The sequence below is a fragment of the Acutalibacter caecimuris genome (assembly GCF_034335085.1).
In the GTDB taxonomy this organism is placed as follows: Bacteria; Bacillota; Clostridia; order Oscillospirales; family Acutalibacteraceae; genus Acutalibacter; species Acutalibacter caecimuris.
This window is the reverse complement of sequence record NZ_JAWXXJ010000007.1, coordinates 1-23,608: the sequence shown is the minus strand read 5'-3', so window position 1 is coordinate 23,608 and position 23,608 is coordinate 1. Positions and strand designations below refer to the sequence as shown.

Here is a 23,608-nt window from a genome sequence, read left to right as displayed (position 1 = left end):
GTGGGGATTCCCAAGGGGCAAAGCCCCTTGGGCCGCCGGAGGCAAAGGCGCTGGAGGCAAAGGTGCCGCAAAAAAGAAGCGATATGCAGGGAGGTGTGCAGGTGGCTAGCGTGGTGTATGTGCGGGGGGTATTTTATTATGAAACGGACCGGATGGACTGTGTGCACCACTCCAACTACATACGGTGGTTTGAGGAGGCGCGGGTCCACTTTATGCAGGAGATGGGATTCCCCTATGAGGGGCTGGAGGCGGCGGGGATCGTGAGCCCGGTGCTTAGCGTGGAGGCGCGCTACCAGTCCATGTGCCGCTTTGGGGACACGGTGGAGGTGCTGGTGCGGCTGGAGAGCTACACCCGTACCCGCATTGCCTTTGGCTACCAGGTGCGGGACAGGGCTACGGGCCAACCCCGCTGCCAGGGGCGGACCACCCACTGCTTTATCAACCGGGCGGGCCGGCCGGTATCGCTGGCCAAGGCGATGCCGTCGTACCATCAACTGGCAGAGGCGGCTGTAGATAAGGAGGGATTGGAATGGCAAACGTGATATTGGTGTGCGGGAAAATTGCCAGCGGGAAAAGCTGGTACTGCCGGAAACTGCTGAAAGAAGGGGACAGGGTGCTGCTTTCGGTGGACGAGTTTACGACCCGGCTGGGGCCTTTGGGGGAGGACCACGACCGGGTGTGCGAAGCGGTACAGGGGTACCTGCTGGACCTGGCGGCACAAATTGCCGGGGCTGGGGCCGGCGTGGTGCTGGACTGGGGCTTTTGGACCAGGGACAGCCGGGCGGCCGCGGAAGGGTTCTTCCGGGAGAGGGGGATAGCCACCCAGTGGCACTATATAGACGTGCCCGCGGCGGTGTGGCAGGAGAACATCGCCCGGCGCAATGCCGCGGTGCTGGCCGGGGAGGACAACAGCTATTATGTGGACGAAGGGCTGCTGGGCAAGCTGGCTGCCAGCTTTCAGCCGCCGGAACCCGGTGAGATGGATGTGGTGGTTAGGCCGGGTGGAGATCAGCCGGCTCCATAAAGAAAGGCCCTCCAAGGTTTGTGCCTTGGAGGGCCTTTTGGTTGTTTACGGGGCCGTTTGTAGGGTTTGGGCGATGGCCTGCGCCTGGCGGGCGTTGCGGTGGATCTCGGCCCGGAGTTCCTCCAGGGAGGGGAATTTGCGCTCCGGGCGGATGAAGGCCAGCAGGCTGACGGGGATCTCCTGGCCGTAGAGGTCGCCGGAAAAATCGGGCATCCAGGTTTCGGCCAGGACGCAGTCCGAGCCCACGGTGGGCTTGACCCCGATATTGCATACGCCATAGTATGCCTGCCCCCCCACCCGGCACCAGGCCGCGTATACCCCGAAACGGGGCAGCACAAAGCCCGCCGGTAGGGCCTGGTTGATGGTGGGCGCACCCAACTGGGTGGAGCCCAAGTGGTTGCCGTGGATGACCTCCAGGGTGAAACCAAAGGGGCGGCCCAGCAGGCGGTTGGCCAGCGGGATATCCCCCCCACGGATGGCCTGGCGGATGCGGGTGGAGCTGATCTTTTCGCCGCCCTCGGTGACAGGGGGGAGGACGGACAGGGTGACGCCCCCGGCCCGGCAGAGCTGGGCCAGCAGGTTGGCATCGCCAGAAGCGGCATGGCCGAAACGGAAGTCCTCGCCGCAACAGAGGTGACGGGCATGGAGGCGGCGGAAGAGGACGTCTTCCACAAAGGTTTGGGGGGGCATGGCTTTGACGGAGGGGAAATCCAGCGTGTAGAGCCGCCGGACGCCGGCCTGCCGGAGCAGCAGGGCCTTGTGGGCAGGGGTGGCGAGCATGGGCTCGCCGGAAGGGCTGGAGCGGAAGGTGCATACCGCCGGTTCCAGCCGGGTGGCCAGCGCGGCCTGTATGACGGCCATATGGCCCCGGTGCAGGCCGTCGAAGGCGCCCAGGGCCACGGAACAGGCCGGCTGGGCGGGGAGGTCCAGAGTTTCGAACACTTGCATGGCGGCACCCCCTATTCTGCGAAAAGTTTGAGAAATTTGAGCTGGCCGGTGGCCGGCTGGGCCTCTGCCAGGCCCAGAAAGGCCCCGGCAGGGCCCAGAACCCGGAAACGCTGGCCGGGGGAAAGGGCGGTTTTGGGCAGGGGCAGGCGGGCGAGATCCAGGCTGCCGCCGTTGCAGAAACGCACGGCCTGCCCCTGGGTGACAGTGGTGGCCGGGTACGCCTGAAACAGGGCGGCGGTGGGGAGGAGGGCCTCTGCCAGGCGGTTTTCGGCGGCCAGTTGGCGCAGCCGGGGCAGGGGCAGGGCGGCATCGGCCGGAAAACCACAGGCCTGGGTGCGCCGCAGGGCGGACATGGCCCCCAGGGTGCCGGCGGCCTGGGCGATGTCCTCGATGAGGGTGCGTATGTACGTGCCCTGGGAACAGGACACGGACAGCACGCCCTGGCGGGTGGTTTCGTCGTAGGACTCCAGCACCAGCCGGCTGATATGGACCGGGCGGGCCGGGCGCTCTACCTCTACCCCCTGGCGGGCCAGCTTATAGAGCCGCTGGCCGTTTACGGACACCGCCGAGTACATGGGCGGGACTTGCAGGATATCCCCCAAAAACCCCGGCAGGGCCTGCTCCAGCAGGGGGCGGGGCACGGGGGTGGGGTCGGTTTGGAGCAGGCGGCCGGTGACATCGCCGGTATCAAACCGCTGACCCAGGAGGAAGGCGGCCTGGTAGGCCTTTTCCGTATCCGGCAGCAGGCTGGCGGCTTTGGCGGCTTTGCCCAGCAGCAGGGGAAGCACCCCGGTGGCCATAGGGTCCAGGGTGCCGGTGTGGCCGATCTTCCGCTCTTTGGCAAGGCCCCGCATGAGGGCCACCACGTCGAAGGAAGTGAAACCTTGGGGCTTGTCTACTACGATAACGCCGTTCATGGGGAGGGAGCACATCCTATCTCGGCCAGATACTGGGTGCAGGCCTCTATCATTTTCAGCCGGGCCCCGGCCATGTCCAGGCCGTCCAGGGGGCAGCCCGCGGCCCCGGTGTGGCCGCCGCCCCCGAAACGCTGGGCAAGGACCGACGCGTTGGCCGGGGGGCTGGCCCGCAGGGAGGCCTTGATGCTGCCGTCCTCCCTTTCCTTGAGGCTTACAAAGAGGAGCACGCCCTCGATCTCGGCAGCGGCGCGGCCTACGCTGCCGTCCATGTCCCCTTCGTCCGCGCCGGTGGCCTCCAGGATGGACCGGGGGATCTGGATCATGGAGCATTTGCCCCCGCAGAAAACCTCCAGGGTGTTCAGCTCCATGACCTCGGCCCGGACAGCAGCCAGGTTTTTGCTTTCATAAATACGCTGGTTGATATCCCCGGCAGGGGCGCCCTGCTCCAGCAAATCGGCGGCAATACGCAGGGTGCGGGGGGTCACGTTCCGGTAGCGGAAACAGCCGGTGTCGGTGACAAGGCCGGTGTACAGGCAGCCCAGGGTGGCGGCGTCTGTGGGGGCGGCGAGCTCCTTAAGCAGCAGCCAGACCATCTCGGCGGTAGCGGCGCTTTGGGGGTCTACCCAGCAGGCCCCGGCAAAGGGCCGGTGCACGCCGTGGTGGTCGATGGCCAAGGGGATGTGGGGGCCGAACTTTTCCCAGGCATCGCCCAGGAGTTTTTGGTCGGCCACATCCACGGTGAGTATATGGGCGGGTTTGGCCAGGGGGGCAACCGGGGGCGGCAGGCCTTCGGCCAGATAGGCGAACTTTTTGGGCAGGGGGCTGGCGCAGTACCAGCCGGCCTGCTTGCCCAGGGCCCGCAGGCCCCGCACCAGGCCGAACAGGGAGCCCAGGGCGTCGCCGTCCGGGTTTTCGTGGCAGATGACCAGGATATCGTCCCAGCCCCGCAAAAGGGCGGCGGTTTCTTTACAGTCCAGCATTTTCTTCGTCCTCCCCGGTGGGCGCGGGGATATCCAGGCCGTGGAGCAGCCGGGAGATATTGGCCCCGTACTCGATGGAATCGGTGGGCTTAAAGAGCAGCTCCGGCACATGGCGCAGGCTGAGCCGGTGGCCCAGTTCCCGGCGGATATAGCCCGCCGCGGATTTGAGGCCCTTGGCGGCCTCTTGGGTGCGCGCCAGGCCCTCTACGGTGCTGACATAGGCGGTGCAATAGGAGAGGTCGTTGGTGACCTCTACCCGCACCACGCTTAAAAGGCAGCCGGTGACCCGGGGGTCTTTTAACTCGCGGATAATGGCCGAGAGCTCCCGGCTGACGTCCTCGGTGATGCGGCCCAGCTTATTGGTAGGCATGGCGGTACCTCCTTTAGTCCCGGTATTCTTCCATTTCGTAGGCTTCCAGCACGTCGCCCTGCTTGATATCGGCGAACCGTTCCAGGGTGATGCCGCAGTCGTAGCCGTCGGCCACCTCTTTCACGTCGTCTTTAAAGCGGCGCAGGGAGGCGATTTTGTCGTCGGCCACGATGATGCCGTCCCGCACCACCCGGACCTGGGCGTTGCGGGTGATTTTGCCGGCCACCACATGGCCGCCGATGACAATGCCCACGTTGCTGATCTTGTAGGTTTCCCGGCACTCGGCGCGGCCCAGGGCCACCTCCCGGTACTTGGGGGCCAGCATACCCTTCATGGCGCTTTCGATCTCCTCGATGCAGTCGTAGATAATGCGGTACAGGCGCAGGTCGACGCCGTCCCGCTTGGCGTTTTCCTCGGCGACCGGGTCGGGACGCACGTTAAAGCCCACGATGATGGCGTTGGAGGCGCTGGCCAGCATGACGTCGCTTTCGCTGACGGCGCCCACGGCCCCGTGGATGATGTGCACCCGCACTTCCTCGTTGCTGAGTTTTTCCAGGGACTGGCGGACGGCCTCGACGGAGCCCTGGACGTCGGCCTTGACGATGATCTTCAACTCTTTCATATCGCCCTCTTTCATCTGCTCAAAGAGGTTGTCAAGGGTGACGCGGGTTTGGGCGCGGAACACCTCTTCCTTCTGCTCGGTGAGGCGCTGCTCCACCAGCTCGCGGGCCAGGCGCTCGTCGGAAACGGCGTCGAAGGTGTCGCCGCCCACGGGCACATCGCCAAGGCCGGTGATCTCTACCGGCACCGAGGGGCCGGCCTCTTGCACCCGGTGGCCCTTGTCGTCCATCATGGAGCGGACCCGGCCTACCGTGGCCCCGGCCACGATGGTATCCCCGGCGTGGAGGGTGCCGTTTTGCACCAGCACCGTGGCGATGGGGCCCATGCCCTTATCCAGGCGGGCCTCGACCACCGTGCCCTTGGCGGCCCGGCTGGGGTTGGCCTTCAGCTCCATCATGTCGGCGGTGAGGATGATCATCTCCAGCAGGTCATTGATGCCCGCTTTGGTGTGGGCGGACACAGGGATGCAGGGGGTGTCGCCGCCCCACTCTTCGGGCACCAGCTCGTATTCGGTCAGTTGCTCTTTTACCCGGTCGGGGTTGGCACCCACCTTATCCATCTTATTGATGGCCACGATGATGCTGACCCCGGCTGCTTTGGCGTGGTTGATGGCCTCTACCGTTTGGGGCATGATGCCGTCGTCTGCGGCCACCACCAGCACGGCGATGTCCGTGACCTGGGCGCCCCGTGCCCGCATGGTGGTAAAGGCCGCGTGGCCGGGGGTGTCCAGGAAGGTTACGTCCCGGCCGCCTACCTTGACCCGGTAGGCGCCGATATGCTGGGTGATGCCGCCGGCCTCGCCCTCGGTAACATTGGAGTGGCGGATCACGTCCAGGATAGAGGTTTTGCCGTGGTCTACATGGCCCATGACCACCACCACCGGGGCCCGGGGGGCCAGGTTGGCCTCGTCGTCCTCGCTGTCGTCGATGATGCGCTCCTCGATGGTGACGACCACTTCTTTTTCCACTTTGGCGTGGAACTCGTCGGCAATGAGCACGGCGGTGTCAAAGTCAATGGTATCGTTGATGGCGGCAAAGACCCCCAGGCCCATCAGCTTTTTGATGACCTCCGGGGCGGCGACCTTTAGCCGCAGGGCAAAGTCGCCCACGGTGATCTCTTCGGGAACCTCGATGGTGATGTGCTTGGCTTTACGCTCCAGGGCGATACGGCGCAAGCGCTCGGCCTCGGTTTCCCGCTTGCCCCGGCGCTGCTGGCCCCTCCTCTGCTGGTTGCGGCCCATGAACTTCTGCTTGGTGACCACATTGTCCGTGCGGGAGCCCACCTTCTGGTCTGCCAGGCGGTCGTATTTTTCGCTGTACTTATCGATGTTCACATTGCTGGAGCGGGTGTCCACCACCCGGCGCACCGGCTGCCGGGGCTCCCGGACGGCCTGCTTGGCGGGGTCCTCCGGCTTTTTGGCGGCTGCCTGGGCCTGGGCCTGTTGGGCCTGCTGGGACTGCCCGGCGGGCTGCCTGGCGGGGCGCTCCGGCTTGCCGGATTTTTTGGCGGGCTGTTTTTGCCCCTGCTGGCCGTTTTGGTTGTTTTGGCTTTGCTGGGGCTTTTTCTCCCCCTGGGGCTGCTGGGCTTGCGGGGCGTGTTTTTGGGCGGAGGGGGCGGGCTGGGGCTTTTTCTCCGGTCCGGAGGTCTTTTCCGGGCCGGAGCCCTTTTCCGGGTCGGAGCCCTTTCCCGACTGGGCGGGCATGGGGGCGGGCGCCGGTTCGGGCCGGACCAGGACGGGCTTTTCCCGCTGGGCAAAGTAGGGGTCGAAACTTTCCACACTGTGCTGCTGGGTAAAGGTTTCCAGCACCACGTCCAGTTCGGCCTCCTCCAGGGGGGTCATGTATTTTTTCGGCTCAGGGAAATACTGGGCCAGGGTGTCGATCACGTCTTTGTTCTGGACGCCCAGGTCCTTGGCGATCTCCCGGACTCTGTATTTGATCATCATAGGCTTTCTTCCTCCTTCTCTCGTAACGGCCGGCAGCCGGCCTGCTCACATTCCTTTCGCACCGCGGCGGCAAAGCCCTGGTCGTTGACGGCCAGCACGCCGGCCCGCACACCGCAGGCATGGCCCAGCAGGGCCTGGGGCGTGGCCAGGCGCAAAGCGGGGATGCCGGCCCGGTGGGCCTCGTAGCAAAGGTTTTTATAGGTTTTTTCCGATATATCCCCCGCGGCGACCAGCAGCGCGGCCCGGCCGGAGCGGGCGGCTTTGCGGCAGGCGTCGAAACCTGCCTCCAGCCGGCCGGCCCGGCGGGCCAGGCCCAGCAGGGAAAGGGCTTTATCCATTGCCTGCCAACTCCCCTTCCAGTTTCTCGTATACGTCATCCGGGATTTTGCAGGCGAAGGCGCGCTCCAGCCGCCGGGCTTTGCGGGCCAGGCGCAGGCACTGGCCGCTGTGGCAGAGGTAAGCCCCACGGCCGGGTTTTTTGCCGGTGGGGTCCAGGGAGATAGCCGGGGGCAGGGGCCGGCCGGATGCATCCTGTTCTTCGGGGGCTTTTACGATGCGGACCAGCTCTTTTTTCGGCTTCATCTGCCCGCAGCCGGTGCACATCCGCATGGGGGTTTTCTTTGGGCGCATATTCACCACTCCCTTTTCCTAAAAAGGCCCTTAGGGGGCCGGGTCGGCGGCCTCTTCGCCGAAGAAACCGCTTTCCGGTTTGATATCGATCTTCCAGCCGGTGAGGCGGGCGGCCAGCCGGGCGTTTTGGCCCTTGTTGCCAATGGCCAGGGATAGCTGGCTATCCGGCACGGTGACTTTGCAGGCCTTGCTTTCCTCGGTGAGCTCTACCGACAGCACATTGGCCGGGGACAGGGCCGCGGCAATGAAAAGCTTGGGGTCCTCGCTATACTCGACGATGTCGATCTTCTCGCCGCCCAGCTCCTCCACGATCTTGTTGACCCGTGCGCCCCGTGTGCCGATGCAGGCGCCGACCGCGTCTACATTGGGGTCATGGCTGAGGACGGCCAGCTTGGTGCGGGAGCCGGCCTCCCGTGACACGGCCTTGATCTCTACGGTGCCGTCGTAGATCTCGGCCACCTCTACTTCAAACATACGCTTGACCAGTTCCGGGCGCACCCGGGAGATAATGCCCTTGGGGCCTTTGTCCTCCTCTTTGATGCCGGCCACCAGCACCTTAAGGTGGTCGCCCTCCCGGACCTGCTCGTTGCCGATCTGCTCGCTTTTGGGCAGGGTGACTTCCAGCTTGCCGATGCGCAGGGACAGGGCGCCGCTGCGGGGGTCGATGCGCTCTACCAGGGCGGTGACCAGCTCCTGGTCCTTGCTTTGGAGCTCTTGGCGCATTTGGCCGTTTTCGTTCTCTTTGATGCCCTGGCGGATGATGTTGCGGGCGGACTGGGCGGCCACCCGGCTGAACTGCTTGGTATCCAGCTTGATGCCCACGCTCTCGCCCAACTGGGCTAGGGGGGAGATTTGCCGGGCGGTTTCCAGGAGCATCTCCTTGTCCGGGTCCAGCACCTCTTCCACCACCTGCTTTTGCAGGTATACCTCAAACTTGCCGGCGGCCGGGTCTACCCGGACGTCTACATCCTCGTTGCGGTAGGCTTTGCTACAGGCGTTGGCGATGGCTTTTTTGATCTTATCCAGCATAAAGTCCACCGGGACGCCCCGCTCCTTTTCCAAAAGGGCCAGGGCCAGGAACAGCTCTTCATTCCCCTGCTGCTCGGGTTCTTTCTTCTTTTTGCGTACCATGTTTGCTGACCACTCCTTACGATAGATTCCGATAGGCGGATACGCCGGGGCCGGCCGTGTGGGGGCCCGGCGTGGGTTTATGTTACGGTGAAGGGCGTCCAGTCTATATGGTCGTAGACCATCACATCCTGGGCGGGCTCCATGCCGATCTTCCGGTAGAAAGGGAGGGCGCCGGGATGGGCGCAGGCGTACAGGATGATGTTTTCCTCCCCGCCGGCGGCGGCCAGGGCCCGCTTGACCAGCGCCCTGCCAATGCCCCGGCCGGCGCAGTCCCGCACAGCCCCCAGGCCGGTGAGAAAGAGCCAGTAGGCAAAGTCCGTAAGCCCCAGGCAGACGCCGACCAGCCGGCCGGCGGGGTCCCGGACGGTGAGGCTGATGGGGACGCTTTCCACCAGCCGGGCCACCCGCTCCTGGAACCGCTCTGCCGGGTACTGGGAGCCCAAATCGCTTTGGGCTAAAAAGCGATGTAAGCGGCGGGGGTGAGCCGCTCTTCCGAGATGGTGTAGTCCATATAGTCCATACAGGGTACCTCCCAAATGGCCGTAGGGGCGCTGCCCTTTGGGGGCCCCTTAAAAGGCCGGGTCGTCCAGGGCGCTGACCCAGGCCAGTTCCTTTTTTTGCAGGCTTACGCTGGTTTCTTCGTCCAACTGGATCTCCAGGCCCTCGGCCCCGGCCTCCAGCAGCAGGCCCTCCAGCTCTTTGGCGCCGTCCGGCAGGGGGCGGATGAGCCGGGCCCGTACCGGCAGGCCCAAATAGGCCTGTAGGTGTTCGGGCCGGGTGAGCCGGCGGTTGACGCCCGGAGAGGAAACCTCCAGCACGTATTCCTGGGGGACGGGATCCTCCCGGTCCAGCACCGGGTCTATGGCGTGGGTCATGTCCACGCAGTCGTCGATACCCACGCCGCCTTCTTTATCAATATAGATGCGCAGCACCCATTCAGCGCCCTCCTTGGCATACTGTACGTCCCAGACCCGCAGGCCCAGTTCTTCTGCCAGGGGGCCGGCCAGGGCCCGCACGGTGGCGGCAACCCCGGCCTTTGGCTTTTTCTCGCCGTTTTCATGGCACATGGCCCATGCTCCCTCCTTTTCCTGTTGGGCTGCCGCGCCCCGCCATGGCTGCGGCGGGGGCGTAACAACACGAAAGAGCGGGTCGCCCCACTCTCTCAGTCTACAGCCTATTACATTGGTATTATAACACCGTGCACCGGGAAAATCAAGGGTTTTCGCGGTTTTCTTTTGGGGGACCCCCGCAGGAAGGGGGATAGGCCCGGCGTTTTTCAGCTTTCCAACTGGCGGGAGAGGAACATGGCCGCGGCCTTGAGGCTTTCGGCGGCCTCGCTGCTGACCTTGGGGGAGGATTTTTCCCCCTTGAGCAGCAGCACCGCGCCCATGGCGTCGCCGGAGGACACCACCGGGAACACGGCCACCGCCGCCGCGGGGAAACCCTGGGCGGCCAGCACGGTGTTTTCCCCGTTGGTGTGGAAGGAGCGCTTGCCCTGCACCAGCTCGTCCATCTGCACGGAGATGGGCTTGTGCAGCAGGTCCTTTTTGGCGGGGCCGGCCACGGCGATGACCTGCTCGGTATCGCACACAGCGGCGGCATAGCCGGTGAGGTTGACCAGGGCCTCGGCATAGGACTGGGCCAGTTGGGACATCTCCCCTACGGGGGAATACTTTTTGAGGATGACCCCGCCGGAAACGTCGGTGAAGATCTCCATGGGCATACCCTCCCGGATCTTCAGGGTGCGGCGGATCTCTTTGGGGATGACGACCCGGCCGAGGTCGTCGATACGGCGTACAATTCCAGTAGCTTTCATGCTAATTCATCCCTTTCAGAATAACTTTTATAGAAAACAACGATTTTTGCCGCCAGGGAGCCATTAGCTGCACAATTTATATCAAAATCCATTCTCCATTTTGAGCAAGTCGCTTCATGTGACTACCCGGCCCAACTCGCCTGCTAAGGTATTATTTGCGTTGTTTTCCCTTTTATCCCGCTCCTTGACTGGTTCATTTTTAACTTTGTGTTGCCATTCAATTTTCAAGTCTCTGCGTTTAATAGAAATCCTGGTACATCTATTTGCAATTCGCTGTTGTCTTTTGAAACAATCTCATATGTATTTCTTATATTTTTGACATACTTCATATCAAGTTCGTTTTTGATTATATACTAATATCAATATATGCGAGATAAACAAAGGCGAGGAACGAAACAACTAACATATTATGTCTAGTGACAATCTTACAAAACTGTTTGAGGTTATGAAAAAACACTCAAACAAATAGTGTTCTTCATGTAGTCACCGATCATTGGCGAAGGGTTCAGAAATATTGCTCTGCGGGGGAATCGCATAACTGGCTCCCTGTCCTGGGATATAATCCCAAACTATTTTCCCCATAAGCACGGTTTGCTAACACATTGCTGTTGCGGACCTCTACTTTTCCTAGTAGCTCAACAGGATTTCCTAGTCCATCTTCAATTGCATGCAGTTGTATTCAACCCACCTCGGGTCCGCCAAATTGCCTAATCGGCTATTTCTTTCCATGTTGACACTTTCGTGAACCTTAATGCAGGTAGAGCCCAGGCTCACATTTTTCATGCCCATATCCGCAGACAGTGTTAGGAATATGGCTTCCAAGGTACCCCCGCTATTTGGCAAATCGGGCCTACACAGACTACCCTGATCCATAAGCCTCCTGCAATTCCTGCCGCTGCGCTCTGCTACGGGCGATCCAAAGCATCCCATTGAGCATACTTCCGTGGCTGGCCACGCTTTGCCGTCCTTCCGCTGGCAACAGTTCTTTTATGCGCTTTCATTGTTCTTTTGTCAATTCATATCATTTTATGTTCCTGTTTTAGCACACCTCTCGTCTTTGTGCAACGCTTATTTAGCAAACAAAGCCTAATCCTTATAGAAAAAGCCAAATCGTTCGTTGTCATTTCAATTATTGAACAACAAAAATATGGAATTCTTTTATAATTAACTTGTTATGGCTATAAGTTCTTTTTATATCGTGCATTTCTTGTTGTTCCCTCTTGCACTAGGCATTCATCCTTCACCATCTTTTGCAAAATCCGATATGCCTGGGATGGACTCACATGCAGCAGTTCAACCACATCCTTCCGCGACACCGCTCCCTGCATCTCAACCAGTTTGAGAACCAATTCCTGATGTCGCAAAGCCTCAATATCCGTCTGGCGCACATAGCTTACCGCGTCCCGATAAGCTTTTGCACTCAATATATACATACGGCCCTTACCAGCGCCTACCGTCTCAATCAGCCCTGATTCTGTCATCCGTTCCACTGTTGCGCGAATCTTTCCCTCAGATATTTTTGTAGTTTCTGCAATATTGGCAATCGTCATACGCCTCCCATGCTTCAGCGTATTCAGAATCAAAAGAGTATTTACTGGCATAGGCGCACCTGTACGCTGTTGTTCTTCTGTAACCATTCGTATGAATTTCTTGTCCGGCAAGCCGCAAGGGATAAACAGGCGAACATTGGTGGAGGAAGACTCAGAATAGTCGGGAAGGGGGCGTCCGTAAAAAAGAGAGCCTTCAAATATCCTGTCAACACCCCTTCCGGAGCGTTCCGCCAAACCTATCCGTTTCAGTGCATCCGCCAAAGCAGGATTCCGCCCGTGAGGTTCTACACTCAAAATATTCTCTACGGTAACGCCCTCAATAAAGCCTCCAGGGTTACTAATTGAAAGCCCATCGTCATCCAAGCGGACCAATACCCGTCCCATTCGGGTATAGTCCCTATGCGCGAATGCGTTTACCACTGCCTCCCTCATAGCTCTTTTATCGAAATCAGGAATGGAGATCCGAAACAATCCGACCTCCATCTCCTGTTCAGAATTCCTTGCCTCCAGAAATGCGAAAATTCTCTCTATTGCTGTGAGCATCGGCAGAAAAAAGGACTCGTTTGCTGTTACATCAGTCCCGCGAAAAGCCGTATAGCCCGCTTCAGCCGTAGGAATGTGCTCCATTATCTTTTCTTTTTTCCCAAGCAATAACATACCCGTAAATGTTGGAACCAATTTTTTTTCGCTGATAACTGCCAGACGTAAGGCCTTGTCTAAATCCTCATCATCCAACTCCAGCAGCGCTTTTTCCCCGTTGTAGTTTTTAAGAATAGTGCGCAAATGCTCTCTTTCCACAGGATCCAAATCTTCATATTTGGCATTTGGAACCGGTAGCGCCGAATAATCAAGCAGAGACAGTGTGCTCAGCCTGGAGTTTATTTCATATGGGTACATTGCCACATTTTCCGGCTCTCCGTCTGCCTTGATCTGCCGACGCTGGATTTTCCCTGATGAGGATGCCACAATACTCCTGCTTTTGGGAACGCTGATTTTTAGCACATTAGCAGTTTCTTCCTCTACTACCTCAACTCTGACAGACACTGGCGGAACTGTTCGATTTGCAATAAATGCAGCCACCCTGGTAGAATCTTTATGGTCTTTGTGCAGTCCGGTAATGGACCCATCATCTTCTACACCCAAATAGATATCTCCGCCTTCTGTATTTGCAAAGGCCACCACTGCATCTATCAACACATCGTCCGACAGTTTTTTGCGGTCACTCTTAAATTCAACAATAAGCGATTCATTTTCTGGAATTATGCGTTCCATGGTTTCACCTCTCTACTTCATTTATAATATCACACGCGTGCGATATTGTCAAGCAAATTATCGCACGCGTGTGATTGCGTGTGATACGATAACAAAAGAAGACCAGACCACCCTCAAGCGGTCCAGCCTTCTCGGATTTTCCTGTATCTCCCCTCCAAGTCCCATATACTCCTATAAAAACCCATCGAACCCACCGGTTCTGACTCGGACAAAATCAGCGGAACCCCAGTATTCATGCGGCTTCCCGGGCTTTTGTGTTATTATAACACATTCCTCGATACGGCGGACGATACCTGTTGCTTTCATATAAAAACTTCCTTTCGCACAAAGTTTGCCGGCCAGGCGCCAACGGCTGTTTCCCGTCAACCGTATTGCGGGTGTGGGGCGGATGGCCGGTTGTTACGGCACTAGTATTTGCGCGAATTTGGCCTTTATCCTTTTTTCTGGCAGCGGCTTTTGTGGCGGGCGGGGCGCATAATGGGGCGTTTGCCGCGAACACTAGTGGCAGACTTTACGGAAAAAGGAAGGTGCCGCAATGAAGAGCATAACACCAGAGGAATATGCCCGGGCGGTGAAGGCGGCCTCGCCGCCCTCGCCGGTTGTGAAAGACTGTACGCTGGCCTTTTTGTTTGGGGGCTTTGTGTGCACGGTGGGGCAGGTTTTGTGCAACCTGTACCAGGACCTGGGCCTGGAGCTGCCCCAGGCCCGGATGGCCGTGTCCGTGAGCCTGATCCTGATTTCGGCCACCCTGACCGCCCTGGGGTGGTACGACAACATTGCCAAGTATGCCGGGGCCGGGGTGCTGGTGCCGATTACGGGGTTTGCCAACTCGATGGTATCGCCGGCCATGGAGTTTAAGAGCGAGGGGTTCATCACGGGCCTGGGGGCCAAGCTGTTTACCGTGGCCGGGCCGGTGCTGGTATTTGGTATTTGCGCCAGCGTGGTGTACGGGCTGGTTATCTTTATCTTTCAGATATAATTAGGGCTTGTTTGAAAAATCGCAAACGCCGTATTTTTACCCAGAAACAACCATCTTCTGCGTCGAAAATCCTCGTAATACGCAAGTATTACTTGCGGTTTTCTCCTTGAATCTGACCGTTTCTGGTCAAAAATTCGTCATTTCCTCTATTTTCAAACAAGCCCTAGGTGCAGGGCGATGCCGTGTTGCCTTGCCCTGTGCGGTCGTATGGCCGTATCTACCACAAAAAGGCCGGGGTTGCAGGCAGCGCCCCGGCCTTTTTGGCAGGGGGGCCATAAAAAAGGCTTGGCGTGGGGGCGGCCCTGTGGTATACTAGAGGCGTATCCGCCGGCAGGGCAGGGGGCGGGCCGCTGCCGGTGGGGAATATGACAAACACATTTGAAAATCGGCAGATATCGATTTTCAAGCTGGACGGCTGCGCCGTCTGGTTCAAAAGAGGCAAAAGACCTCTTTTGAACTGTGTTAACTATACCAGATAAAGGAGCATAGCCGTATGCATACAGAAGAAGGCCGGGATTTTCGCCCGGCGCTGCATTTTACCCCCAGGGCCGGGTGGATCAACGACCCAAACGGGCTGGTGTTTGTGGACGGGACTTACCATCTGTTTGCCCAGTACTACCCGGAGCCCGATTGGGGGCCGATGCACTGGTGCCACGGGAGCAGCAGGGACTTGATACACTGGGAACATCTGCCGGTGGCGTTGGAGCCCGACGGGCTGGGGTATATCTTCTCCGGCAGCGCGGTGTACGACCGGGAGAACACCAGCGGGCTGGGCGAAGGGGGCCGGGGGCCTTTGGTGGCCCTGTACACCAGCCATCTGCCAGGGGAAGGGGGCCGGGACAGGGAACAGCAGAGCCTGGCCTACAGCCTGGACGGCATCCGCTTTACCAAGTACCAGGGGAACCCGGTGCTGCCCGGCAGCCGGCGGGATTGCCGGGACCCGAAGGTCTTTCGCAACCCGGTAAGGGGCTGCTGGAGCATGGTGCTGGCCGCGGGGGACCATGTGGAGTTTTATGCCTCGGAGGATCTAAAAAAATGGGAGAAAACCGGGGAATTTGGCCCGGCGGGTAACTACGCCAAAGGGGTGTGGGAGTGCCCGGACCTGTTCCCGTTGCAGGCCGGAGGGGAGGAAGTGTGGGTGCTGCTGGTGAGCATGGGCCCCAGCGAGGAGAACCACGGGGCCCGCACCCAATACTTTACCGGGCGCTTTGACGGGGACAGTTTCCGGTGCGACGGGCGGTTTACCCAGCCGGAATTTATAGACGCGGGGCTGGACAACTACGCGGGCGTTACCTTTTTTGGCACGGAGGAACGGCTGCTGGTGGGCTGGGCCTGTAACTGGATATACGCCCACAACACCCCTACCGGCGCCTACCGGGGCCAGATGACCCTGCCCAGGCGGCTCTTTTTGGCGGACACGCCCAAGGGCGGCCTGCGGCTGGGCTGCGCGCCTGTGGACCAGGCGGCCTTTGGGGAGGCGGGGCCCTGGACAGGGGAACTGTCCGGCCAGGTGTTCAAACTGACGGTGACAGGTACCGGGGCCGGGGCGGTACGCCTTTCCAACCGGGCGGGGCAGTGCCTGGACTTTGGGGTGGATGCGGAGAACCGGGCCTTTTTTGACCGCAGCCAGGCGGGGGAGCAGGGCTTTGACGAAAACTTTGCCCGTGACTGGTACAGCCGGATGGCTGCGCCCCGGTTTTACGAGGGGGGCTGGGAGATGCAGTTCCTGTTTGACCGGTCGGTGGCGGAGATGTTTGTGGACCAGGGTACAAGGGCCTTTACCTGGGTGGTATACCCCAGCCAGCCCTATGACCGCCTGACCGTGAGCGGCAGCGCGCAGGTGCGCCTGCACGCCATGCAGCCGGGCTGAGGAGGGGCATGGAGGGGGATAAATTTGTTTTAGGATTATTCACAGCGGCTTAACAACTGCCGGGCCGGGGCGCGGTATAATATGGGTGTACTCGAAAGAAATGGACCGCACCTTTTCTTGAGATACATGTTCTACCCTCCTCAATAATACCCCTCAAGCACAAGGGAAAGAGCCGGCATGGTCCGGCTCTTTTCTGTTGTGTGTGGGCGTTTCCCGCCAACCTGTTTTATAGCAAACACACTTGAAAACCGGTAGGCGCTGATTTTCAAGCCGGGCGGTTGTGCCGCCTGGTTTAAAAGAGGTTTTTTACCTCTTTTGCACTGTGTTAACGGTAGTGCCCGGCCAAAGTTTTGCCCTATTGCATATTTTCCACCGATCAGGCCACAATATCCCTGTAAACGAAACTGTTGCCTTGAAAGGATGATATGCTATGAACGGAAAGCGGTTTTCAGAAGGCAAAGCCCGGCGCAACGGGTTCTACCTGGCGCTGGCCGTGTGCCTGGTAGCCGTGGGCATTGCGGCGTGGAGTACCTTTGACGCGGTGCAGGGGTACATGGCGGCCACCAGCGGCCCGGATGCCGGGGAGAGCAGCGGGACGGGGGAGGCGGCCTCCCGGATAAGCGACGACCCGGAGGCCCCCCGTACCCCCGCGCCCAGCCCGCGGCCAAAGGCAAAGGTGAACGCGGCGGTGGGGGCAAAGGACCTGACCCCCACGGTGACGCCGGCCCCTTCGGCCCCGCCGGAGGAGCCCGCCCCCACCCCGGCCCCCAGCGCCGGGCCACAGGCGGAGGTGGACGAACCGGAGGAGGAACCCCAGGTGCCGGTAAACGCGCCCATGTATGAGATCAGCAGCGAGATGATCTACCCGGTGGGTTCGAAAGAGGTGGCGAAAGCCTATAGCGCCGGGGCGCCGATGTACTCGGCCACCATGAAGGACTGGCGGATACACGCGGGCACGGACCTGGCCGCGGAGAGCGGCGAACAGGTACTGGCCTGCGGCAACGGCGTGGTGAAGGAAACCTACACGGACAATATGCTGGGCAATGTGGCGGTGATTGAACATGGGGACTACCTGTTCTACTACTGCGGGCTGGGAGAGAACTTTTTGGTACAGCCCGGAGATGTGGTGTCTATGGGCCAGGCTCTGGGCACGGTAACGGCGGTGCCGGCGGAGTCGGCAGACGAACCCCACCTGCATTTGGAGGTGCGCCGGGATGCGGCGTACCTGGACCCCCGCTCTGTGATAGAAGGGGAGAACTGAGGACGAAAAGGGAAAGTCAAAAAGCCCCCGCCTGGGAAAGGCGGGGGCTTTTTGGGTGGATAGGGTGTTTTAAATGAGGCCGCAAGCCCAACAGAGGGCTTTGCGGGGTAGGGGGAGCTGGACCCGCAGCTTTTGCTGGAGGCGGGCGATATCGCCGGTCAGTTGGGCGAGCTCCTCCGGGGTGAGCATGGCTTTGCTGAAACGGGCCTTTTCGGCCAGGGCCTTCCAGTGCGTAGGGGGCGGGGCGCGCCGGCCGCAGAGGGCCTCCCAACTGTACAGCCGGAGCAAAAAGGCATAGGCCCCCAGGGCGGCCTGGTCCCGGTCCCGCTGGGAAAGGGCCTTTTGCCGCCGGCGGATGCGGGCCCAGCGGAAGAGCAAAAGGCTGCCCGCCGCAGCGGCCAGCAGGCCCAACAGGGCCAGCGGTACCGGCCAGGCGGGCTTGCCTGGCCCGGCAGAGGGGCCGGCACCATGGCTGCCGCCAGCCGCAGGCGGGGCCGCGGGGGTAGGGGCGGCACCGGGCTGGTAGCCGGGGGTGGCGGTAGGCACCTGCTGGGGCTGGTAGTCCGGGTCAGGGGGAGGCAGGGTGGGACGGGTTTCCGCCGGCTGGGGGGTGGGGGCGCGCTCCTGGGCGTTGCCGCCGGGCAGGGCCGCGTCGTAGTAGACCGCCGGGTTATCCGCAGAGGCGGGGGTCACCTCCACGGGGATCCAGCCCATGCCGCCGCAGTAGACCTCTACCCAGGCGTGGGAGTTGTAGTCCGGGACATCGACCCAGCCGGACAGGCGGGAGGGCACCACGTAGCCCTCGGCATAACGGGCGGGGTACCCGGCGGAGCGCAGCAGGAGCACCGCTGCCGTGGCAAAGTGCACGCAGTAGCCCTCGTGGGACTCCTCCAGGAAAAACCGGGCGAAGTCCTGGCCGGCGGCAGGGGTGGGGGGCGACAGGGAATAGGTGAAGTAGGACTGGAATACCTCCTGGATTTTGCCGGCGAAATAGACCGCGCCGTCTTTGTAGCGGTAGTCTGTATCCCGCGTGTAGGGGTGCAGCGCGTAGGCGGTGCGAAAACGGCTGAGGAACTCCTCCAGCTCCGGGGGGATTTGGGTATAGTGCCGGTAGACGAACTGGTTGTAAGCCTCTACCGCCTGGGCCAGCACCTGCTGCTGGGGTTGTAGGCTGGCAAGGGCATCCGCCGGCACGGTGTAGAGGTCCTCCGGCCATTGGTCGCCGCCGGCCTCGGCCTGGGCGGAAAGGCCGTTGACCAGTTGGTTCCACAGGCCAGTGGAGGCCCCGGCCGTTTGGTTGTTGCTGTAAACGCCGGAATAGAGGGTGCCTGAATTGGCGGAACCGGTGGAGGGGGTGAGGGAAACGCCGTACTGGTTAAAGACAGCGGTGGCGGCGATGCGGCTGAAGTAGCTGACGCCCATGGGCAGGGTCACGGCATCCAGGGTGTATGACCCGGCGCCGGTGAGGAAACTGGCGGATTTGGCGTAGCCGTCCTCTACCAGTTGGACGCCCTGGCCGGCCAGGGCGTCGGCCGGGCTGCTGAGGCCGTAGGGGATATATACGCAGCGGGGGTTGGCCCCCAGGTTCCGCAGGGAGAGGGTGTAGCCGCCCTGCCGGTCCACTGTGTCCAGGAACATTTCCTGGTGGTAGCGGGCAACCTGGTTTTGGGCCTGCAGGGGGAGGGCATCGGCCTCCCGGCGGCTTTCGTCCGGGAGGCGCTCCCAGCTTTGGCCGGTGTATACGCTGCCCACAAAGCTTTTCAGGTACTCTTTGGAATGGAACAGGCCGGAATCGCTGGGCTGTTGCCAATCAAACTTTACTTGGAGGATGGTTTCGCCGGTATAGCTGCGGCTGCCCATGGTGTTTAGCTGTACCTGCCGGTTGCTGTTACCCTGGCCGCCCCGGATAAACGCGGCGGCGCCGAAACCATTTTCTACCATATAGCGCAAATCCTCTACCAGCAGGGGGCGGGCGTAGGTTTCGGGCGGGGCAAAGCGGTAGACGGCCAGCATACAGAGGGCCAGAAGGGGCAGGACCAGCAAAGCGGCGGGCCGGGCAGAGGCAATGCCCGGCACCCGGTACCGGTTGTGGCGGCCCAAGAGGCCCTGCCGCCCGGTGATGATGGACGTGGTGAACAGCAGCACGCACCAGAACAGCAGCAGCGTCCCAAAAGCCCAGCCTGCCGGCAGGATGGAGAAACTGAGGGGGAACACCAGCAGGGTACCGGTGAGGGCAAAGGGGCCCAGCACGTTTTTGTAGTGGGCCAGCATCCGGGACATGGCCCAGAAGAAGGGGTAGAACAGGAGGGCGAAGAAGGCGTCGCACTCCTCCTGGGGGGAGGGGCGGGGCACGCCGACGGTGTAGGGCAGGGTGAGGGTGGGCAGGTCGTAGCTGAGCTTATTGCTGTAAAGGTCCAGCATGGCGTTGAGGGTGCGCACGGCCCCGTGAAGGGCGTGGTCAAACAGGAACAGCAGCGCGAACAGCCAGGCCACCCAACCCAGCAGGGACACCGACCACCAGCGCTTGCGGGTGTCCAGTTGCCGCCAAAGGGTGAAGGCGCAGCAAAAAAAGCCTACGCCCCCCAGCAGGGCAGGCGTTACAGGCAACGCAAAGGCCGTAATGAAACAGCCCCAGCCCCCCAGCCCGCCTAAAAGGAGCAAAACGGCGTAAAAGAACCACCGCCGCAGGGGGCCGCCGTCTGTAAGCAGCAGCCGCGGCCGGTCCAGTTGGATGTTTTGCGGCGCTTTTTCCATAGGGGGCACTTCCTTTCTGTGGGGCGTTTCAGGCTGTTGGGCCGGGGTACCGGGGGCTACAGGAGCAGGCCGCCCAGGTCTTGGGAGAGGTGGCCGGGGCGGACACGCACCCAGCGGACCTGGGGAGGGAGGCTGGTTTTGGGCCCGGGGGGATACAGGCTGACCAGATGCAGCCGTACGGCGGGATAGCGCTGGCAGAGCCCGCCGGTAAGCCCGGAGCCGGGCCGGCAGGAGAGGCAGACGGCCCGGCAAACCCCTGCCGGGCAGGACAGGACGGCTGTGTCCGGCAGGGGCTGGTGGCCGGCGTGGCGGAGGACCGCCTCCAGGGCCAGGGTGACGTCCTCCGGCGTGCCGGCCTCCAAAAGGGAGAGATGCCCGTCCCGGAGGAAACCGATCAGCAGCCCGACCCCCTGCCCGGCCAGGAAACCGGCCAGGGTGGCCAGCGCGTCCATTAGGGTATCGGCCTCCAGGCCGGTACAGCCCAGGTCGATCAGCAGCAGGGAGCGGGTGGCCAGGGGGCGGCTGGCCTCTTTGACCAGGAGGGAATCGGTTTTCTGGGAGAGTTTCCAGTCTACCCGGCTGAGCCGGTCGCCGGGGCGGTAGGCCCGCAGGCCGAACAGCTCGGTGGGGTCGCCGCCGGGGTGGGTGAGGGAGTAGCGTTCATCCTCGCCCTGCTGGGATTGCTGGGGGTCCAGGCCCAAAGTTGGGTGGAACAGGGTGGGCTGCACAACGACCTGGCAGCCGCTGTGGTTGCGTGTGCGGACAGGCAGCCAAAAAAGGCCCAGCAGGTCATAGGCCCGGGCCTTGGAAAGGCGGCAGTGTACCACGCCGCAGGTGGCGCAGCTTAGCTTGTGCTCTAAGATCTGGGGCTGGCGGGCAGGGGAGAACTCCAGCTTTTCGACCCGGCGTTCGGCGGTAAAGCTGTTTTCAATGGTGAGGGTGGCCCGGGCCCGGCCGGACGGTAAAAAGGAGCGGTTGGCCACCGCCACATGGAGGGAAACGGGCTGGTTTTTGGCCGTGTGCGCCGGTTGGGCATCCCCGGGGACGCAGGCCGTTACCCGGAGGGTAAGCATACCCGGCAGGGAGATCAGCAGCGAGAGCCAGGGCAGCGCCAGGGCCAGCAGGAACACGTACATGGAGTAGTACCCGTTGAAACATATAAAGAATGCCCCGGCGCACAGGAGGATAAACAGGTAGCAAAGGCGGTTTTTCAGCAAAAGGCCCGCCCCCCTTACCTGAGCAGCCTGGGCGCGGGCACCTGGGCCATAACGCCCTCCAGCACGGCGTGGGCGTCCAGGCCGCCCATTTTCGCCTGGGGCTCCAGCACGACCCGGTGGCAGAGTACATCGAAGAACAGCAGGTTGACGTCCGCGGGGACGATGTAGTCCCGGCCGGCCATCCAGGCGGAGGCCCGGCAGGCCCGGACCAGGGCGGCGCCGGCCCGGGGGCTGGCCCCCAGGCGCAGGGCGGGGTCCTCCCGGGTGGCGGTGCACAGGTCGGCCACATAGCGGTACAGGTCGTCCGCCACGTGGACCAGGGCGGCCTCGGCGCGCATTTGCCCGACCTCGGCCAGGGTAGCGGCGGGGACGATGGACTCCAGGGGCCGCCGGCCCTCGGTCTGTTTCAGGATGCGCACCTCCTGCTCGGCGGAAGGGTAGCCGATGGAGAGGCGCAGCATGAACCGGTCCAACTGGGACTCGGGCAGGGGCTGGGTGCCGGCGGTACCCAGGGGGTTTTGGGTGGCGATGACCGTAAAGGGGCTGGGCAGGGGGCGGCTGACGCCATCGACCGTGACCTGGCCCTCCTCCATGGCCTCTAAAAGGGCGCTTTGGGTCTTGGCGCTGGTGCGGTTGATCTCGTCAGCCAAAAACAGGTTGCACTGGGCCGCGCCGGGGCGGTACTCCAGGCGGCCGGTTTCCTTATTATATATAGAGTAGCCCAGCACGTCGCTGGGCATGGTTTCCGGTGTGAACTGTACCCGGCCGAACTGCATACCCATGGCCCGGGAAAAGGCCAGGGCCATGGTGGTTTTGCCTACACCGGGGTTGTCCTCCAGAAGGATATGCCCGCCGGCCAGGATCGCCATGAGGGTTTTGCAGACGACGGTATCTTTGCCGACAATGGCTTTGCGAACCTCGTTGATGATCCCAAGGGCTTTGGGCTGGGTCATGGGCGTCACCTGTCCTTTTATATGAGAATCGGCTCCAGGGGGAATATCGCTGATAATAAAAATAGGGAAGTTCTCACTTCTCTATTTCGGGTGGGGCTATTCAAATGTAAGGGATAAATTGGAGCGGACGACGAGGCTCGAACTCGCTACCTCCACCTTGGCAAGGTGGCGCTCTACCAGATGAGCTACGCCCGCGAACTGCACTTATTATATAACAGATGAGCGGAAATGTCAATGGGGAAAATCAAAAAAAGTGCGAATGGGGGCGGATGGGAAAAAGAGGGGCTAAAAAGAAGAATAGTTGATTTATAAACTGTCAAAAATTTTTCGAAAAAACTTTATAAAAACCCTTGACAAATTTATAAATGGGGTTTATAATATAGTCACAGGCCGGGAGGGAAAGCAGGAAGGCAGCCTCCGGGCGGAGAAAGAGAAGGAAAATTATTAACACAACTATTGTTGAGATATTGACGGTTGAATCCAACGACTGTTGGAGTTATAATAGAAACACAGCAAGGGGCACAACCAAAAAAACCGGGAAAGGGGTAGTAAACCATGAAAAACACCAACACTATGCTGGGAAGGCCGCTGGCAAAAGGCGGGCAGCTTATAAACAGGCAGGCTGCCCTGACGGCCCGCCGGAAGGAACAGAGCTTGTGGCGGTTTATGGAAAGCCTAAATGGCGGAGAAGAATTTACAAATAAGTGGCTGCCGGTGCATCCGGTAGGCTGACAGGGATAAAATAGATTTATAAACTGAGAGGAGAATTTATATGAAAAACTTTACCACGAAGAAAATGGGCAAAACCATGCAGGAGAGCAACCACGCTTATATGGCCCGCCGTCAAAACGCCAACTACGAGCGCTTTATGCAGGGGAAGGCGGATGTGTTCCAGGTGACAGAGGTGAAGAGCCAGGCGATGTTCTGGGCGATGAACTGACAGGACGGGCCGAGCGAAGGATAGGGCAACGGATATTTAGTGGAAAACTGACTGGAGAACGGGAGAAAAGGAGAAATCAACATGAAAAACTATAACACCAAAAAACTGGGCAAGACCGTGAAGGAGAACAACCACGCCTATATGGCCCGCCGCCAGGACGCCAACTACGAGCGCTTTATGCAGGGGAAGGCGGATGTGTTCCAGGTGACAGAGGTGAAGAGCCAGGCGATGTTCTGGGCGATGAACTGACAGGGCGGGCCGAGCGAAGGATAGGGCAATGGGTATTTATTGGAAAACTGACTGGAGAACTGGAGAAAAGGAGAAATCAACATGAAAAACTATAACACCAAAAAACTGGGCAAGACCGTGAAGGAGAACAACCACGCCTATATGGCCCGCCGCCAGGACGCCAACTACGAGCGCTTTATGC

Annotated in this window: 23 protein-coding genes and 1 tRNA gene; 8 read left to right on the top strand and 16 right to left on the bottom strand. The window is 60.8% G+C overall.

The genetic code is table 11. The features are described 5' to 3' along the window. Positions 1-62: 62 nt before the first annotated feature. Positions 63-542, top strand: a complete 480-nt coding sequence (locus U8U01_RS05700) for an acyl-CoA thioesterase (protein ID WP_322172439.1) — start codon at positions 63-65, stop codon at positions 540-542. After that, entirely contained in the window at positions 530-1,024 is a 495-nt protein-coding gene (locus tag U8U01_RS05695) for a P-loop nucleotide/nucleoside kinase family protein (RefSeq protein ID WP_322172437.1), read from the top strand. Before U8U01_RS05700 ends, U8U01_RS05695 begins: the two co-directional genes overlap by 13 nt. A gap of 45 nt (positions 1,025-1,069) precedes the next feature. On the opposite strand, the gene ribF is transcribed toward U8U01_RS05695, so the two are convergent. The 12 genes from ribF to U8U01_RS05635 form a co-directional block, all read right to left on the bottom strand. After that, positions 1,070-1,972 carry a riboflavin biosynthesis protein RibF gene (gene ribF / locus U8U01_RS05690; protein ID WP_322172435.1) on the bottom strand — a complete coding sequence of 301 codons (903 nt, stop codon included), beginning with the start codon at positions 1,970-1,972 and terminating at the stop codon, positions 1,070-1,072. Between the two features lie 11 nt (positions 1,973-1,983). After that, complete coding sequence (gene truB, locus U8U01_RS05685) at positions 1,984-2,889, bottom strand: tRNA pseudouridine(55) synthase TruB (RefSeq protein WP_322172433.1); 906 nt, start codon at positions 2,887-2,889, stop codon at positions 1,984-1,986. Then, a complete protein-coding gene (locus U8U01_RS05680) occupies positions 2,886-3,869 on the bottom strand; it encodes a DHH family phosphoesterase (protein ID WP_322172431.1) in 984 nt (327 codons plus the stop codon). Before U8U01_RS05680 ends, truB begins: the two co-directional genes overlap by 4 nt. Next, positions 3,856-4,239: a 30S ribosome-binding factor RbfA gene (rbfA, locus tag U8U01_RS05675; protein ID WP_322172429.1), complete on the bottom strand. Its 384-nt coding sequence runs from the start codon at positions 4,237-4,239 to the stop codon at positions 3,856-3,858. The genes U8U01_RS05680 and rbfA overlap by 14 nt, the downstream gene beginning before the upstream one ends. A gap of 13 nt (positions 4,240-4,252) precedes the next feature. Next, complete coding sequence (gene infB, locus U8U01_RS05670) at positions 4,253-6,805, bottom strand: translation initiation factor IF-2 (RefSeq protein WP_322172427.1); 2,553 nt, start codon at positions 6,803-6,805, stop codon at positions 4,253-4,255. Continuing rightward, positions 6,802-7,143, bottom strand: a complete 342-nt coding sequence (locus U8U01_RS05665) for a L7Ae/L30e/S12e/Gadd45 family ribosomal protein (protein ID WP_322172425.1) — start codon at positions 7,141-7,143, stop codon at positions 6,802-6,804. The genes infB and U8U01_RS05665 overlap by 4 nt, the downstream gene beginning before the upstream one ends. Continuing rightward, positions 7,136-7,435, bottom strand: a complete 300-nt coding sequence (gene rnpM, locus U8U01_RS05660; RefSeq protein WP_322172424.1) for an RNase P modulator RnpM — start codon at positions 7,433-7,435, stop codon at positions 7,136-7,138. The genes U8U01_RS05665 and rnpM overlap by 8 nt, the downstream gene beginning before the upstream one ends. Before the next feature lie 30 nt (positions 7,436-7,465). Then, the gene (gene nusA, locus U8U01_RS05655) at positions 7,466-8,566 is read right to left on the bottom strand and encodes a transcription termination factor NusA (protein ID WP_322172422.1); all 1,101 of its coding nucleotides are present in this window, start codon (positions 8,564-8,566) and stop codon (positions 7,466-7,468) included. 77 nt (positions 8,567-8,643) lie between these two features. Further along, the gene (locus U8U01_RS05650) at positions 8,644-9,009 is read right to left on the bottom strand and encodes a GNAT family N-acetyltransferase (RefSeq protein ID WP_322172420.1); all 366 of its coding nucleotides are present in this window, start codon (positions 9,007-9,009) and stop codon (positions 8,644-8,646) included. A 126-nt stretch (positions 9,010-9,135) separates the two neighbouring features. Next, the gene (rimP, locus tag U8U01_RS05645) at positions 9,136-9,633 is read right to left on the bottom strand and encodes a ribosome maturation factor RimP (RefSeq protein ID WP_322172418.1); all 498 of its coding nucleotides are present in this window, start codon (positions 9,631-9,633) and stop codon (positions 9,136-9,138) included. A 209-nt stretch (positions 9,634-9,842) separates the two neighbouring features. After that, positions 9,843-10,382: a stage V sporulation T C-terminal domain-containing protein gene (locus tag U8U01_RS05640; protein ID WP_322172417.1), complete on the bottom strand. Its 540-nt coding sequence runs from the start codon at positions 10,380-10,382 to the stop codon at positions 9,843-9,845. A 1,178-nt stretch (positions 10,383-11,560) separates the two neighbouring features. Continuing rightward, positions 11,561-13,204 carry an RNA-binding domain-containing protein gene (locus U8U01_RS05635; protein WP_322172415.1) on the bottom strand — a complete coding sequence of 548 codons (1,644 nt, stop codon included), beginning with the start codon at positions 13,202-13,204 and terminating at the stop codon, positions 11,561-11,563. 535 nt (positions 13,205-13,739) lie between these two features. On the opposite strand from U8U01_RS05635, the gene spoVAC reads away from it, so the two are divergent. The 3 genes from spoVAC to U8U01_RS05620 all read left to right on the top strand — a co-directional run bounded on the left by spoVAC (position 13,740) and on the right by U8U01_RS05620 (position 17,314). Next, on the top strand, positions 13,740-14,183 hold the full coding sequence (gene spoVAC / locus U8U01_RS05630; protein ID WP_322172413.1) for a stage V sporulation protein AC: 444 nt from the start codon (positions 13,740-13,742) through the stop codon (positions 14,181-14,183). Between the two features lie 493 nt (positions 14,184-14,676). Continuing rightward, the gene (locus U8U01_RS05625) at positions 14,677-16,053 is read left to right on the top strand and encodes a glycoside hydrolase family 32 protein (protein ID WP_322172411.1); all 1,377 of its coding nucleotides are present in this window, start codon (positions 14,677-14,679) and stop codon (positions 16,051-16,053) included. Between the two features lie 430 nt (positions 16,054-16,483). Beyond that, on the top strand, positions 16,484-17,314 hold the full coding sequence (locus U8U01_RS05620; RefSeq protein WP_322172409.1) for a peptidoglycan DD-metalloendopeptidase family protein: 831 nt from the start codon (positions 16,484-16,486) through the stop codon (positions 17,312-17,314). Positions 17,315-17,383: 69 nt separating this feature from the next. On the opposite strand, the gene U8U01_RS05615 is transcribed toward U8U01_RS05620, so the two are convergent. The 4 genes from U8U01_RS05615 to U8U01_RS05600 form a co-directional block, all read right to left on the bottom strand. Then, positions 17,384-20,068, bottom strand: a complete 2,685-nt coding sequence (locus U8U01_RS05615) for a transglutaminase-like domain-containing protein (RefSeq protein WP_322172408.1) — start codon at positions 20,066-20,068, stop codon at positions 17,384-17,386. A gap of 56 nt (positions 20,069-20,124) precedes the next feature. Continuing rightward, complete coding sequence (locus tag U8U01_RS05610) at positions 20,125-21,285, bottom strand: DUF58 domain-containing protein (RefSeq protein WP_322172406.1); 1,161 nt, start codon at positions 21,283-21,285, stop codon at positions 20,125-20,127. Between the two features lie 14 nt (positions 21,286-21,299). Then, positions 21,300-22,238, bottom strand: coding sequence for an AAA family ATPase (locus tag U8U01_RS05605; protein WP_322172404.1), 939 nt, complete (start codon positions 22,236-22,238; stop codon positions 21,300-21,302). Between the two features lie 119 nt (positions 22,239-22,357). Then, positions 22,358-22,433: transfer RNA gene (locus U8U01_RS05600), tRNA-Gly, on the bottom strand. A 360-nt stretch (positions 22,434-22,793) separates the two neighbouring features. Here U8U01_RS05600 and U8U01_RS05595 point away from each other — a divergent pair. The 3 genes from U8U01_RS05595 (at position 22,794) to U8U01_RS05585 (ending at position 23,427) form a co-directional block, all read left to right on the top strand. Next, positions 22,794-22,970, top strand: coding sequence for a hypothetical protein (locus U8U01_RS05595; protein WP_322172403.1), 177 nt, complete (start codon positions 22,794-22,796; stop codon positions 22,968-22,970). A 40-nt stretch (positions 22,971-23,010) separates the two neighbouring features. Next, positions 23,011-23,178, top strand: a complete 168-nt coding sequence (locus U8U01_RS05590; RefSeq protein ID WP_322172401.1) for a hypothetical protein — start codon at positions 23,011-23,013, stop codon at positions 23,176-23,178. Between the two features lie 81 nt (positions 23,179-23,259). Continuing rightward, on the top strand, positions 23,260-23,427 hold the full coding sequence (locus tag U8U01_RS05585) for a hypothetical protein (protein WP_322172400.1): 168 nt from the start codon (positions 23,260-23,262) through the stop codon (positions 23,425-23,427). The last annotated feature ends 181 nt before the right edge of the window (positions 23,428-23,608 follow it).